The 13938-nt window shown below is 62.7% G+C and carries 12 protein-coding genes; 9 read left to right on the plus strand and 3 right to left on the minus strand.

The window, feature by feature from the left end; genetic code table 11:
* Positions 1-270: 270 nt before the first annotated feature.
* From ACTJK4_RS04110 to ACTJK4_RS04120, 3 genes are all read left to right on the plus strand, one after another.
* Positions 271-1857, plus strand: coding sequence for an isocitrate lyase (locus ACTJK4_RS04110; RefSeq protein ID WP_322017665.1), 1587 nt, complete (start codon positions 271-273; stop codon positions 1855-1857).
* Between the two features lie 298 nt (positions 1858-2155).
* On the plus strand, positions 2156-3451 hold the full coding sequence (locus tag ACTJK4_RS04115; protein WP_260802954.1) for an MFS transporter: 1296 nt from the start codon (positions 2156-2158) through the stop codon (positions 3449-3451).
* 55 nt (positions 3452-3506) lie between these two features.
* On the plus strand, positions 3507-4289 hold the full coding sequence (locus ACTJK4_RS04120; protein WP_316868424.1) for a substrate-binding domain-containing protein: 783 nt from the start codon (positions 3507-3509) through the stop codon (positions 4287-4289).
* A 36-nt stretch (positions 4290-4325) separates the two neighbouring features.
* Here ACTJK4_RS04120 and ACTJK4_RS04125 read toward each other — a convergent pair whose 3' ends face one another.
* Complete coding sequence (locus ACTJK4_RS04125) at positions 4326-5243, minus strand: LysR family transcriptional regulator (protein WP_232042110.1); 918 nt, start codon at positions 5241-5243, stop codon at positions 4326-4328.
* Between the two features lie 552 nt (positions 5244-5795).
* Between ACTJK4_RS04125 and ACTJK4_RS04130 the strand changes: the two genes are divergently transcribed.
* Positions 5796-7067: a hypothetical protein gene (locus ACTJK4_RS04130; protein ID WP_440816196.1), complete on the plus strand. Its 1272-nt coding sequence runs from the start codon at positions 5796-5798 to the stop codon at positions 7065-7067.
* Between the two features lie 25 nt (positions 7068-7092).
* On the opposite strand, the gene ACTJK4_RS04135 is transcribed toward ACTJK4_RS04130, so the two are convergent.
* A complete protein-coding gene (locus ACTJK4_RS04135; protein WP_440816199.1) occupies positions 7093-8595 on the minus strand; it encodes a diguanylate cyclase in 1503 nt (500 codons plus the stop codon).
* 841 nt (positions 8596-9436) lie between these two features.
* Here ACTJK4_RS04135 and ACTJK4_RS04140 point away from each other — a divergent pair.
* Entirely contained in the window at positions 9437-9799 is a 363-nt protein-coding gene (locus tag ACTJK4_RS04140) for a hypothetical protein (protein ID WP_414560249.1), read from the plus strand.
* A 64-nt stretch (positions 9800-9863) separates the two neighbouring features.
* Here ACTJK4_RS04140 and pdxR read toward each other — a convergent pair whose 3' ends face one another.
* The gene (gene pdxR, locus ACTJK4_RS04145) at positions 9864-11396 is read right to left on the minus strand and encodes a MocR-like pyridoxine biosynthesis transcription factor PdxR (protein WP_440816202.1); all 1533 of its coding nucleotides are present in this window, start codon (positions 11394-11396) and stop codon (positions 9864-9866) included.
* Positions 11397-11584: 188 nt separating this feature from the next.
* Between pdxR and ACTJK4_RS04150 the strand changes: the two genes are divergently transcribed.
* The 4 genes from ACTJK4_RS04150 to ACTJK4_RS04165 all read left to right on the plus strand — a co-directional run bounded on the left by ACTJK4_RS04150 (position 11585) and on the right by ACTJK4_RS04165 (position 13936).
* Positions 11585-12340 carry an SDR family oxidoreductase gene (locus ACTJK4_RS04150; protein WP_440816204.1) on the plus strand — a complete coding sequence of 252 codons (756 nt, stop codon included), beginning with the start codon at positions 11585-11587 and terminating at the stop codon, positions 12338-12340.
* Between the two features lie 93 nt (positions 12341-12433).
* On the plus strand, positions 12434-12913 hold the full coding sequence (locus tag ACTJK4_RS04155; RefSeq protein ID WP_316868431.1) for a carboxymuconolactone decarboxylase family protein: 480 nt from the start codon (positions 12434-12436) through the stop codon (positions 12911-12913).
* Between the two features lie 4 nt (positions 12914-12917).
* On the plus strand, positions 12918-13322 hold the full coding sequence (locus tag ACTJK4_RS04160) for a cupin domain-containing protein (RefSeq protein WP_440816207.1): 405 nt from the start codon (positions 12918-12920) through the stop codon (positions 13320-13322).
* A 149-nt stretch (positions 13323-13471) separates the two neighbouring features.
* A complete protein-coding gene (locus tag ACTJK4_RS04165) occupies positions 13472-13936 on the plus strand; it encodes a hypothetical protein (RefSeq protein WP_440816210.1) in 465 nt (154 codons plus the stop codon).
* Positions 13937-13938 lie beyond the last annotated feature (2 nt).

The raw sequence follows: 13938 nt of genomic DNA on the forward strand, positions 1-13938 counted from the left end.
TCAGCCACTGAAAGGCCTTTTCACATTGCGGAATTTGCCCCGAAATTCTTCGTTGCCGCCGTCCCGTTTGCTGAAAACACGTTCCGCATCGCAAAATTTGTTTGCTATCTCTTTGAAAAATAAAGAGAAACTAAGTCTTATGTCTTATATAAGACCTTGCTGCGACGCGTCAAAGCCGACCTACAATAAATCCACGCTGCTCGCTTCGAAGTCCGTAGCTGCACACGCAACCGATTCTTCTCAAACGCGCTTTATTTCCAGGAAATTGACATGGCCCAGTATCAAGACGACATCAAGGCAGTTGCCGATGTGAAAGAAACCTACGGCAGCGCATGGAACGCGATCAACCCCGAGTACGCTGCGCGCATGCGTGCCCAGAACAAGTTCAAGACGGGTCTGGACATCGCCAAGTACACCGCCAAGATCATGCGCGCCGACATGGCCGCCTACGACGCCGATCCGGCCAAGTACACGCAGTCGCTCGGTTGCTGGCACGGCTTCATCGGCCAGCAGAAGATGATTTCCATCAAGAAGCACTTCAAGAGCACCGAACGCCGCTACCTGTACCTTTCGGGCTGGATGGTCGCCGCACTGCGCTCGGAGTTCGGCCCGCTGCCGGACCAATCGATGCACGAGAAGACTTCTGTCAGCGCGCTGATCCGCGAGCTGTACACGTTCCTGCGCCAGGCCGACGCCCGTGAACTGGGTGGCCTGTTCCGCGAACTGGACGCCGCCAAGGACGCAGCCGCCAAGGCCGCCATCCAGGAAAAGATCGACAACCACGTCACGCACGTGGTGCCCATCATTGCCGACATCGACGCCGGTTTCGGTAACGCAGAAGCCACGTACCTGCTGGCCAAGCAGTTCATCGAAGCGGGTGCCTGCTGCATCCAGATCGAAAACCAGGTGTCGGACGAGAAGCAGTGCGGCCACCAGGACGGCAAGGTCACGGTGCCGCATGAAGACTTCCTGGCCAAGATCCGCGCGATCCGCTACGCGTTCCTGGAGCTGGGTGTGGACGACGGCATCATCGTGGCCCGCACCGACTCGCTGGGCGCCGGCCTGACCAAGCAGATCGCCGTGACGAACACGCCGGGCGACCTGGGCGACCAGTACAACGCGTTCCTCGACTGCGAAGAACTGTCGGCCGACCAACTGGGCAACGGTGACGTCGTCATCAAGCGCGACGGCAAGCTGCTGCGTCCGAAGCGCCTGCCGAGCAACCTGTTCCAGTTCCGCGCCGGCACGGGTGAAGCACGTTGCGTGCTGGATTGCATCACCTCGCTGCAAAACGGTGCCGACCTGCTGTGGATCGAAACCGAAAAACCGCACATCGGCCAGATCGGCGGCATGGTCAAGGAAATCCGCAAGGTCATCCCGAACGCCAAGCTGGTGTACAACAACAGCCCGTCGTTCAACTGGACGCTGAACTTCCGTCAGCAGGTGTATGACGCCATGAAGGAAGCGGGCAAGGACGTCTCGGCCTACGAGCGCGGCCAACTGATGAGCGCCGAGTACGACGACAGCGAACTGGCGAAGCTCGCCGACGAGAAGATCCGCACGTTCCAGGCTGATGCATCGCGCGAAGCCGGCATCTTCCACCACCTGATCACGCTGCCGACGTACCACACCGCCGCGCTGTCGACCGACAACCTGGCCAAGGAATACTTCGGCGACCAGGGCATGCTCGGGTATGTGGCTGGCGTGCAGCGCAAGGAAATCCGCCAAGGCATCGCCTGCGTCAAGCACCAGAACATGTCGGGCTCGGACATCGGCGACGACCACAAGGAATACTTCAGCGGCGAAGCAGCACTGAAGGCTGCGGGTAAGGACAACACGATGAACCAGTTCCACTGATTCATTGATCGACTGATCCGGTCATACCCCAAGCAAAACGCCAACCCATTCCGGGTTGGCGTTTTTTTATTTTGCAGTTCCGACGCAGTGAATTGCTTGAGCCCGTCTTGCAGCAGTGCGGCCCCCGAGTTGCGCGGCGAAAACGTGGCGATGCAGGCCAGAAAAGATTGATAACCAAAGCACATCAATCCTTCCAAAAATTGCACTTCTCGTTTGTCGGTCTCCCGGTGAATATTGCCAAAACGACAAAGCGCCGTTCGACGGTGCATTCTTTTTTTGGCTTCCAGGAGACACCTCGATGCAACCCCAGTCCAGCCTTTCGACCGGGCAATCAAAGGCCGCCGCGGTCTTCCGCGTCACTGCCGGGAATTTCCTGGAGCAGTTCGACTTCTTCCTGTTTGGCTTCTACGCCACGCAGATCGCCAACGTCTTCTTCCCCGCCCAGAGTGAGTTCGCCTCGCTGATGATGACCTTCGCCGTTTTTGGCGCCGGCTTCCTCATGCGGCCGCTGGGCGCCGTCGTGCTCGGTGCGTACATTGACGATGTCGGTCGCCGAAAGGGCTTGATCGTCACGCTGTCCATCATGGCAAGCGGGACCGTGCTGATCGCGTTCGTTCCCGGCTACGCCACGATCGGCCTCCTGGCGCCTGCGCTCGTGTTGCTCGGGCGCCTCCTGCAGGGCTTCTCGGCGGGTGCCGAGTTGGGCGGCGTATCGGTGTATCTGGCCGAGATGGCCACGCCCGGCCGCAAGGGTTTCTTCACGAGCTGGCAGTCGGCCAGCCAGCAAGTCGCAATCGTCGTGGCGGCGGGCCTGGGGTTTGTGCTCAACCAATGGCTGAGCGCACCGGCCATCGCCGCATGGGGATGGCGCGTGCCGTTCTTCGTCGGTTGCATGATCGTGCCGTTCATCTTTGTGCTGCGCCGTAATCTTGAAGAAACGCAGGAGTTCAAGGCACGCAAGCATCGCCCGAGCATGAAAGACGTATTCAGCACGCTGGCGCAAAACTGGGGTGTCGTCATCGCCGGCATGATGCTGGTTGCCATGACCACCACGAGCTTCTACCTCATTACCGTCTATGCGCCGACGTTCGGCAAAACGGTCTTGCACCTGAGCACGGCCGACAGCCTGCTCGTCACGCTGTGTGTGGGGGTGTCGAATTTCGTGTGGCTGCCGATTGGGGGTGTGCTCTCTGACAGGATCGGCCGCCGCCCGCTGCTCATCAGCATGACGGTGCTGACCATCGCCACCGCCTATCCGGCGCTCTCGTTCCTCGCGCATGCGCCGAGCTTCATGAACATGCTGCTCGTGCTGCTGTGGCTGTCGTTCATGTACGGCATCTACAACGGTGCGATGGTCGTTGCGCTCACGGAAGTGATGCCCGTGGAGGTGCGCGTTGCGGGTTTCTCCCTGGCCTATAGCCTCGCAACAGCAGTGTTTGGCGGTTTTACCCCCGCCATCTCGACAGCCATCATCCACATGACGGGCGACAAGGCCGCCCCCGGCTACTGGATGAGTTTTGCCGCCGTGTGCGCGCTCCTGGCGACGTTGACGCTGTATCGCCGTCGCGCGGTAGCGCTGGCTCCGGCCCACTGACGTAGAGCGCGTTCCGCATATTCACAAACACGTACGACCTGGCATGACCATCACCATGAAGACTCTGTTTCTGAAACTGTGCGCAGCCGCGCTCGTCGCAACCTCCGCAGTTGCGGCCCACGTGCAGGCGGCCGAACTGCACGTCATGAGCTCCGGTGGCTTTACCGCCGCCTACAAGGTGCTCGGGCCGAAATTTGCATCGCAGACGGGCAACACGCTCAACACCGCGCTTGGGCCCTCGATGGGCAAGTCGCCCGAAGCCATTCCGAACCGGCTTGCGCGCGGTGAGCCTGCCGACGCCGTCATCATGGTCGGCTACGCGCTCGACGATCTGATCAAGCAGGGCAAGGTCATCCCGGACTCACGCGTGGAACTGGCCGACTCGCGCATCGGCATGGTCGTGCGCGAAGGCGCGGCCAAGCCCGACATCAGCTCCCCCGAGGGGCTCAAGCAAGTGCTGCTGCATGCCAAGTCGATTGCCTACTCGGACAGCGCAAGCGGCGTCTATATCGAGCGCGAGCTGTTCAAGAAGCTCGGCATTGAAGATCAGGTCAAGGCGAAGGCGAAGATGATCCCGCGCATTCCGGTGGCGTCAGTGGTGGCCACCGGCGACTATGAAATCGGCTTTCAGCAAGTGAGCGAGTTGCTGCCGGTGCAGGGTGCTGCCTTCGTCGGCAAGATTCCGGAGTCGCTGCAGTCGGTCACGCGCTTTGCCGCGGGCATCCCCGTTGGTGCGCAGCATCCGAAGGAAGCCAAGGCGCTTCTCGACTATCTTGCTTCGCCCGGTGTGCAGGCAGATGTGAAATCGACTGGTCTCGATTCGGTACTTGCCCATTGAGGCACCGCGCCCGCGTGGCACGTCAAGCGGCGCTGGCTATGCATTGCTTGCTGTCACGCCGCCACGCTTCGCTTCAATGATCATCCGGTGAAACGCTTCGGCGGCCGGTGTGAGCGCCCGGCCGCGCCGCTTCACAATCCCCACGCGCCGGTTCACCACCGGCTCAACCAGCGGCACGCTCGTGAGAATCGGGTGGTCGCGCCCCGGCATGGCCATCGATGGCACCGCGGCAACGCCAAGGCCCGCTTCAACCAACCCCAGCATGGTGGTGACGTGCCGCGTCTCGCACACGCTGGGCGCTCGCGGCGCCACCGCTGACAGCGCCTGGTCCAGCAACAGGCGGTTGCCTGACGTCTTGTCCACCGAGACGTATTCGTGCGTGTAAAGCTCGTTCCACGTCACGCGCTTCTTTCGGGCGAGCGGATGATCGCGTCGGCACGCTGCAACAAACCGCTCCTGCAGCAGCATCTTGAATTCGATCTCGGGCTCCTGGCTGCCCATGAAGCTCACGCCAAAATCTGCCTCGCCGCTGATGACGGCGCCGAGCACTTCGTTCGCGCTTGCATCCAGCAGCTTGACCCTGATGCGCGGAAAGCGGCGGTGGTAGGTCGCAATCAAGTTCGGCAGAAAGTAATAGGCCACCGACGGCACGCATGCGATGGTCACGTGCCCGAGGCGGCTCGATGAAACGTCGCGGATGCCGAGCAGGGCGACGTCCAGATCGTCGAGCAATTGTTCGGCACTGCGGGCAAACACGCGCCCGACGGTGGTGAGCGTGACGCTGCGCGTGGTGCGTTCGAACAAGGGCACACCCAGCGCGCTCTCGAGCTTGTCGATCCGACGGCTCAACGCGGGCTGGGAAATGCTGATCGCCTCGGCGGCCTTTCGGAAGTTGCCCAACTCCACCACCGCCCGAAAGGCCTGCAAGTCCGTCAAATCGAAATTGATGCCCACCGGCTTGCCTCCCCATCGCAGATGCGCAGCATTTTGCGCGATTTATCACCGGGTGACACGGGGCGGACAAGGACGGAAGCGATGCGGCGGTCACGGTGATGCGCCCATTTGCGCAAGGGACCGTGCCCGAATGTTGGCCGGCATGCGACCCGGCGCTTGATCAAAAAAGCTCATCAAATCTGCCAATGCATTGAAATGTGCTGACGCTTGGTGTCACATGTCGCACCAAACCGCATCACCCCTCTTTCGTAGGGGGTGTGGCACGGTTCGTGCAATCTTGCGCGCGGTTTGACGACAACAAGAAGGTCGGGAGGGTGTGTGAGCAACAAGCAGGTACCCCGGGGGTACCGCTGTTGGAAGAGGCTTGCCCCACGGGCAGCATGGTGAAAATTTCGCGCTGACACTTCGACGTTCGACGGCCTTGTCGATGATCTCCGCATCTATCGCGGCGCGCTCGGCGCTGCCCAGATTGCGTCACTCATGGCGAGTTGATTGCCATGGGCCCGATGGGGCCCAGCAATCAGATGCACCTTTTCTTTCAAGGATTTTTTGATGACCGTGTTTTCTCAACGATGGATTGCCGTCGCAGCGATTGCGTTTGCGCTAGCGGGCTGTGGTGGCGGATCCGATAGCACGCAGGCCAGCAGCACGACCGGCACGGGCAGTGGCACAGGGGCGCAAGGCGGTACCAGCGGTGGCACCAGTGGTGGGACCACGGGCGGCCAGACCGGCGGAAATGGCGGTGGAACCACCGGCGGTAGTACATCGACCCAGTCGGCCAGCGCGGCCCTCGTCCAGAAATTGGGTAAGCCTTCGCGCGTGCTCGTCGGCCTCGGTTCGGGCCAGTCGATTTCGGATATGCAAAGCCAGGGCATTCGGCCGGACATCATCGATGTCTACCTCGTGGGTGCGGGGCCTGGCTCGTGGCCCTACTGGAACAGCCCCGACGGCGCCTACATCACGTACAGCGCGCAGGCCGCGCAGGCCTATGGCGCAACGCCGATGTTCACCTTCTATCAGATGGCGCAGAACGGTGACGGCAACCTCAGCGGCATCACCGATGCGACGTTCATGAACACCTACTGGAGCCAGGCGCGATTGATGTATCAACGTATCGCCGCCCTGAACGCGCCCGTGCTGGTCAACCTTGAGCCCGATTTCTGGGGCTACGTGTGGGCGCAAGCACCGAGCCATGACCCCACGCAGATGCCCGCGGTGGTGAACAGCCAGCCCGAATGCAGCAGCCTGCCCAACACGGCCGCCGGCATCGGGCAGTGCCTGGTGCAGATGGCGCGCCAGATCGCACCCAAGGCGCTGATCGGATTCCCGCCCGCGTTCTGGTCGGGATCGCCAACCGCGGTGGCGGGGGAAATGCGTGCTGCGGCCGCGCACCAGGCCGACTTCATCGTTGCGCAGACCAGCGACCGTGACGCCGGATGCCTGGAAGTTGCCGCGGTGGCTGAATGCACGGGCCGCAGCGGCACGTTCTACTGGGACGAGGCCAACATCAGCACGCCGAATTTCCACCAGTCGCAAAGCAGCTACCTGGACTATCGGACCGCATTGGGCAATGGGCTGCCGATTCTCTGGTGGCAGACGCCGCTGGGTGTGGCGTCCAGCACGCCGGGTGGCACCAACCAGCACTATCGCGATAACCGCGTCGACTACATGCTGCGCAACACGCAGGAATACGGCGACGGCCATACCTTCGCCATCGTCTTCGGCTCGGGCGGTACGTACCAGACGACGATCAACACCGACGGTGGCCAGTTCGCGCGCCTGCTCGGTCTGTATCTGGGCGGGGGCGGGGCCACGCTGCAATAACCGGGCGCGCGGCGCTCATGCGAGGCTAGGCAACCGTCGCACAGTCAACACGGTTGCGGCCTTTGCGCTTGGCCTCGTAGAGCGCATCGTCCGCAGCCTTGGTCAATGCGTCCGGCGACGCGAAGCTCGCGCGCCGCGCCGTAGCGCAACCGATGCTCACCGTGAAGGGGGCCAAGCCTGGGTTGCCGGGGCCGGCGCGGGTTCCTTCCACTTCGGCACGGATCGCTTCGGCGATTTGCCTGGCGCCGGCTTCGTCCGTATCGGGCAACAACACCACGAACTCTTCACCGCCGTATCGGGCCGCGAGGTCGCCGCGCCGTCGCGCATGCTTGGAAATGCAGTGGGCGAGGACCTGGAGCGCGGAGTCGCCCTGGGCATGCCCGTGCTCGTCGTTGTAGCGTTTGAAGTGATCGGCATCGACAAACAGCACGGATAGGCGACTGTCATTGCGCTGCAGGCGGTCCCATTCGTTCTCCAGTGCGACATCCAGTGCGCGCCTGTTCTTCAGCCCGGTCAGCGGGTCGGTTTGCGTCAGCTCGCGCAGGTGGCTTTCGGCCATCACGCGCCCACGCAGTGCAAAAGCCAGCAGCCATACGCCCGCGCAGAAGGCGAGGCTGACCGACAGCGACGACAACCCGACGATCCACGACAACCGTTGCCAGGGTGCAAGTGCATCGCTCATTGCCGGGGCCACCACGGCGATGAAGGGTGTGCCCGGCACACGTTGGAATGTATAGAGGCGCAGCACGCCGTCGCTGGCCGACCGTGCTACGTAGAAGCCGGACTCCTGATTCACCATGCGCGGGAACGTCAGCGATTTGCTGAAATTGAGCGTGCGGGCTGCGCCTGGAGGCGGATTTCTCGCCACCAGCGTTCCGTCGGTGCGGACAATGGCCGTGATGCCACGCGGCCCGACATCGAGCTTCCCAAGAAGCTGCTTGAAGTAATCGAGGTCGATTGCCACCAGCGCGGTGCCCGCGAACGTCCCATCGGCTCGGTTCATCCTTCGGCTCAGGGCAATGGCCTCCACGCCTGCGCGTGAGCGCGCCTTATAGACGGCGGAGATATACAGGCCAACGTTTGCGTGGTCGCGCTGGACGATGAAGTAATCCCGATCGCTGAAATCCCAGTGGTGCGTCGAGGAGCAGCAACCGTCAACGAGCCGGCCCTTGTCGTCGGTCACGCCCATGCCGGTGACATATCGGGCGGAAGCCGTCTGGCTGAAAAGCAGGTCGTGCTGTACCTCTGGATCGAGTTGCCGGATGCCGGGCTTGTCGAGCGCGGCAATCAGCATCAGCAGAGACTGATCTGCCGATTCAACGGTGCGCGAGATGTGGCTTGCCAGAACGGCGGCGACATTCCGCGAGGTTTCGTTAGCGTGCTCGATGGCCGTTTCGCGGTTGGCCCACAGTGTCAGCGCACTGATTGCCAGGACAATCAACGTCAGCAGCGTGCCCAGCGCACCAACGATAAAGGGATGGTGGCCTGCCGATGTGGCCAGCCGTCGGGCAAGGGGGCGAAGGGGCATGTTGTGGTCTTGGGCGCAACGACGGACCGCATGTCTGCCTCTTCGACAAGGCAGACCGCGGTCGGTCTGGGGCGCGCGCGCGGCACGCCGTCACCGCTGGTAATCGGCACAAGACAGAAGAACTGCAGTCCGGCGAGCCGCTTTTATTGCGGGCCTCTCCCATTCGGCCGAGATGCCGCCACGCCTGTATGCGGCTCAGCCGGCGATCGCGGCGGCGAAGTCACGATACGAGCTCGACATCGCCGGCCTGCGGGACCATGCCACCGCTTACGTCGCTCTCAGCATCCAAGCGTGGAGCGCGAGGCCCAGACCGTGGAGTTCGAGTGTTGGAGAGTGAAGCTCGACTCTCGAACCGTGGAGGGCGATCTTCAGACAGTGACGCTCCACTGTGTGAGCTTCAGGCGCCAGTCTCAAACCGTCGAAGGGCGACGCTTTGACACTGACGCTCGACCCTCGAACGGTGGAACGCCAGTGTTTGACCCTGACGTTCGACTGTTTGAGGGTGACACTCCACTGTCTGAGAGTGGAGCGTGACCTTCCGACTGTCGCTGCGCGCGAATCAATAATCCAACTTTCGGCGCTGCCCCCATCGCTATAATTGGCCCGCTGCCGCACCAACGGCAGCCGGGTCTGGCGACCTGCATAGCAGTTCTTAGAGAGGCTATCGCGCAAGCGATGGTCCGCTCCTGCTCGCATGCGTTTTTTATGGCGGGCCGGGCGGGGAGACCTTCGGGTCTGCCGGTCGTTCTCTAAGGGCCGGTTCGCCAGCCCCGCCGTCAGGCCCGCCACCCCTCGTCTGGCGACGAATGGCGTGCCTCCACTGCAACTTAGAGAGGCCGACATGCCACCTGTCGAAAGCGGGCACCGCCCCGCGTCTTACCCTTCTCCACCCGCACCACCCACGCCCACGTCATCCGACACAGGCAGGCTCACCAAAAACCGCACCTACCTGAACGGCGCCATCGCAGCGCAGGCGTATCTCAAGCGCACGCGCACCGCCATGTGCACACACGGCCAATGCCGGCCGGGCATGCTGCGTGAGCAGCTTCAGCACCTCTCCACACACGCGTTCCCACCGGCTTTTATCAAAGGCTTTATGGATGCGATTGATGCGTACGTATCAATGTCGCTCGGGGGCCGCGAAGTCGATCCGCAGACGTGGGACGTGCTAGCCGCCATAGAGCGGCGTGGCTACAGCCAATAACAACGGATTGACGCATTCCCGGGATGGGCGGGAATGCCCAGGCCAGCCGGGCGGAACCATCGTGTCAGTCAGGCAAGCACGTACGCAACGTTTGAGCGAGTCGGGCCGCTTCACCTGCATCGGCAATGTTGGCGAAGCCGATCACAAGACCGCGCGGCACATGGGGTGTCCGACCATTCGCGTACCAAATTGAAAGTGGCAGCACGGCGAGCCCGGCCTCACGCGCACGCGCGGCAACGGCAACATCGTCGACCGGCCCGTCTGCCCCGTCGGTGAAGTGCACCGCGAACTGGACGCCGCCGGGCGGCAATTCGACGCGCAATCGCGGGCCGAACGCATGCTCCATCGCGTGCGCGATCAGCATGCGGCGCTGCGCGTACAACGCACGCATGCGCTTTACATGGCGCGCGAAATGTCCTTCGTCCATGAAATCTGCAACGGCCGCCTGCAACAGCGTTGGCGAGCCGGCGTTCATGCTGCACGCCACCCGCCCGACGCGCTCGATGGCGCGCTCCGGCACGACCGCATACGCGAGCCGCAAACCGGGAAACATCATCTTGCTGAACGTGCCGCAATAAATAACGTGATCATGGCGGTCAAGGCTCTTCAATGCCGGCAATGGCCGGCCTTGATAACGGAACTCGCTGTCGTAATCGTCTTCAACAATCCAGCGAGACCCTTTCTCGGCCCAATCCAGCAGCGCCATGCGTCTGGCGAGCGAAAGCGTGTGCCCCAGCGGGCTCTGATGAGACGGCGTCACCAACGCGAAGCGCGCTTGCGCGTCCAGTGCGATACCGCGTTCGACGTTGAGGCCTTCTTCATCCACCGGCACCGGCACAAGTTGGATGCCCGTTTCGGCAAGAAAGCTGCGCGCGAGCAGGTAGCCAGGGTCTTCAAACCATACGCGATCGTTCGGTTGCGCGAGACTGCGCAGCACGAGTTCCAGCGTTGCGCGATAGCCGCCGGTGACGAACACCTGCTCGGGCAAGCAGGTGACGCCGCGTGCCAGCCCGAGATAGGTGGCGATGTGTTCGCGCAGCGGCCGGTAGCCAGCCGGATCGGGGTACGCAAGCACGGCACGTTCGCCGCTGCGCGCGCGGCGCGATACGAGCCGATTCCATACCTTGCGCGGAAAGGCGTCCAGCGCGGGCAGGCCGGGTTGCAACGGCCGCGGCTCGCCGCTCATTGCGACGGCGATTGTCAATGGGCGCGCGGGGGTTTGCGGCATCCGATCTGACGCGTCGGACGTCTTTTGTGCGCGCGTATTTCCCACGCCCCGCTTGCCGCTTGCATCTTCCGGCGCGGCTCGACGTGATGAGCGCACCACCGTGGCCGGCAGCGACGGCGACACAAACGTGCCGGCCGCCCCGCGCATCTGCAGGTAGCCTTCATCAACAAGGATCGTATAGGCCAACTCGACGGTGCCGCGCGCCGTGTTCAGTTGTGCCGCCAGGCCCCGCAATGCGGGCACGCGATCGCCGGGGCGCAGATGCCCAGCCGCGATCGCCGTCCTGAAGCGCTCGCAAATCTGCTGATAGACGGGCAATGCCTCTTGCCGATCGATTTCGATGGTCAGCGCGGGTGTGGGAGCGGTCATGGCGGCCTCGTCTGCAAGAGAGGTGGAAACGACTTGGACTAGTCATTTCGACAATTCTTGGCCCTTATTTATAGGGCGTGATTGTTCCACACTGGCCTCAAGCGATGCGACGACAGCGACATGTTCGGACGGCGCCGCGCCCCCTCAGCGCCTCGGGCGTTCACTGACTCTCATACGGAGAAGTTGCCATGAAGATTGTCGTCATCGGTGGTTCGGGCCTCATCGGCTCACGTGTTGTCACGCTGCTCAGCGAAGCAGGGCATGCGGTGCTTGCCGCCTCGCCGCGCAACGGCGTGAATTCGGTCACAGGCGAGGGCCTGAGCGACGCACTCACCGACGCGGATGTCGTTGTTGATGTGACGAATGCACCGTCGTGGGAGCCGCAAGCGGTGCTCGACTTCTTCCGCAGCTCGGCGCGCAATCTTGGCAAGGCAGAAGTTGCCGCGGGCGTGCGCCATCACGTCGCGCTGTCCATCGTCGGCACGGATCGGATGGCGGACAACGCCTATTTCACCGCCAAAGTCGCGCAGGAAGAGGCGATCGAAGCGGCCGGCGTGCCGTACACGATCGTGCGTGCAACGCAGTTCATGGAGTTCATCGGCGGCATTGCCGACTTCAGCACGGTCGCAGGCACGGTACGCGTGGGCGACGGCCTGTTCCAGCCGATCGCGGCCGACGATATTGCGGCAATCCTCGCGCAGGTGGCACTCGCGGCACCGCTGAACGGCACGGTCGACATTGCCGGACCGGACCGCGCGCCCTTCGCCCAGATCATCGCGCGCTATCTGGAATCCATCGGCGACGCACGCCAAGTGGTGACCGATCCCGACGCGCGGTACTACGGCGGCCTGGTCGAGGAACTTTCGCTCGTGCCGCTCGGCGAGGCTTGGATCGGACGCACCGGTCTCGATCAATGGCTTGGCACGCAGGCAAAAAACCGTTGATCAGCGGCTGACATATTCCACACAACAGGCCCAGGGCGGCGCATCTCGCCGTTGCCGGGCACGACCACTCGGTCTTCTCCACCGGAGCGCTTCATGACGCAACGCCTCAACTACTTTCAGCAATCCCCGGAACTGAGCAAGAAGCTCGTGGAACTCAACACGCTGCTGCAGAAAACCACGATCGAGACGCACATCCGCGAGCTTGTCGAACTGCGCGTGTCGCAAATCAACGGCTGCGCATTCTGCGTCGACATGCACGTCAAGATGGCGAAGATCCACGGCGAGCGTGAACTGCGCCTGTACCACGTGGCGATCTGGCGGGAGTCGACGCTGTTCTCGCCGCGCGAGCGTGCTGCGCTGGCGTGGGCTGAAGTGCTGACCCAGATTCCCGCCTCGGGCGTGCCGGACGACATTTACGACAGCGTGCGCGCCCAGTACTCCGAAAAGGAGCTGGCCGATCTCACGTTCCTGGTGGGCGCGATCAACAGCTGGAACCGGCTGAACGTGGCGTTCCGCATGGTGCCCGGTTCGTCCGACAAGGCATTCGGCCTGGACAAGGCCCACCTGGAGTAATGCCATGAAAAATCCAGTGTGCTTCGCTGCAGCCGTGGTGTGTTCGTGCCTGCTGATGGCGCAGTTGGTCAAGGCGGCGCCAGAAGCAAGCGTGACGCCGTTGCGCTCGGAAGCGTTGCCCGAGTTCCCGGGCAAGGAGGCCGAGATGATCGTGGTGGACTATCCGCCGGGCGCGGTCGACCCCGTGCATCGTCATGACGCGCACGCCTTTGTCTATGTGCTCGAAGGCAGCATCGTCATGAGTTTGAACGGCGGCAAGGAGGTCACCCTCAAGGCGGGCGATACGTTCCACGAAGGCCCCAACGACATCCATACCGTCGGGCGCAACGCCAGCGCCACGCAGCCGGCCAAGTTTGTGGTGTTCCTGATCAAGCAGAAGGGCGCGCCGATTCTGACGCCGGTGAAGTAGCGCTGTCTTCCAAGCGGGGATTGGCCATCCAGGTGTCGGTTGTGGTGTTGCCCCGATGGCAAATCGAATGGCGCGCGAATCTTGAGCTATCTCAACGGATGAGCAGAACAGCCGCCTAGCATGAAAGGGACGGCGTGCGTGACAAACGCATGGCGCTCATCCACTGCTTGCGTCGCGCTGGGAAGCAAGATGCAAGCGGGTTGCTCGCGGAGATTGTCATGCGAGGCTGGCTTATCCCCATCATGCTTGCGGCGACGCTGAGCGGCTGCGCGTCGACCGAGTCCGTCAAGGCGTCGCAGCAAGACAGTGTGCATCGGGTCTACGCGGCACCCTACAACGCGGTCTACGCTGCCACGCTTGCTGCCGCGAAAGCGCAGAAACTCGAACTCGTGGAAAGTGACCCGGCGGCAGGGCGCATTGTTGTCTCCCACGGCATCTCCTTGTGGAGCTGGGGCGAACGCATTGCGATATGGCTGCATCGGCTGAACGAGTCGAACACGGACGTGGCGATCGTGAGCAAGCCGATCCTCGCGCCGCTCAACTTTCCGCCGGACTGGACATCGAAGCTGTTCGAGCAGATCGCGACTGAGCTAAAGGCTCCTCCGGCAACCTAGTA

The organism is Ralstonia sp. 22111 (assembly GCF_052045895.1).
GTDB lineage: Bacteria > Pseudomonadota > Gammaproteobacteria > Burkholderiales > Burkholderiaceae > Ralstonia > Ralstonia wenshanensis.

Bases quoted from the DNA above. Each gene is read 5' to 3' on its own strand.
- ACTJK4_RS04120 (WP_316868424.1), top strand. From the start codon at position 3,507: ATGAAGACTCTGTTTCTGAAACTGTGCGCAGCCGCGCTCGTCGCAACC.
- ACTJK4_RS04135 (WP_440816199.1), bottom strand. From the start codon at position 8,595: ATGCCCCTTCGCCCCCTTGCCCGACGGCTGGCCACATCGGCAGGCCAC.
- ACTJK4_RS04110 (WP_322017665.1), top strand. From the start codon at position 271: ATGGCCCAGTATCAAGACGACATCAAGGCAGTTGCCGATGTGAAAGAA.
- ACTJK4_RS04155 (WP_316868431.1), top strand. From the start codon at position 12,434: ATGACGCAACGCCTCAACTACTTTCAGCAATCCCCGGAACTGAGCAAG.
- ACTJK4_RS04160 (WP_440816207.1), top strand. From the start codon at position 12,918: ATGAAAAATCCAGTGTGCTTCGCTGCAGCCGTGGTGTGTTCGTGCCTG.
- ACTJK4_RS04140 (WP_414560249.1), top strand. From the start codon at position 9,437: ATGCCACCTGTCGAAAGCGGGCACCGCCCCGCGTCTTACCCTTCTCCA.
- ACTJK4_RS04130 (WP_440816196.1), top strand. From the start codon at position 5,796: ATGACCGTGTTTTCTCAACGATGGATTGCCGTCGCAGCGATTGCGTTT.
- pdxR (WP_440816202.1), bottom strand. From the start codon at position 11,396: ATGACCGCTCCCACACCCGCGCTGACCATCGAAATCGATCGGCAAGAG.
- ACTJK4_RS04150 (WP_440816204.1), top strand. From the start codon at position 11,585: ATGAAGATTGTCGTCATCGGTGGTTCGGGCCTCATCGGCTCACGTGTT.
- ACTJK4_RS04165 (WP_440816210.1), top strand. From the start codon at position 13,472: ATGGCGCTCATCCACTGCTTGCGTCGCGCTGGGAAGCAAGATGCAAGC.
- ACTJK4_RS04115 (WP_260802954.1), top strand. From the start codon at position 2,156: ATGCAACCCCAGTCCAGCCTTTCGACCGGGCAATCAAAGGCCGCCGCG.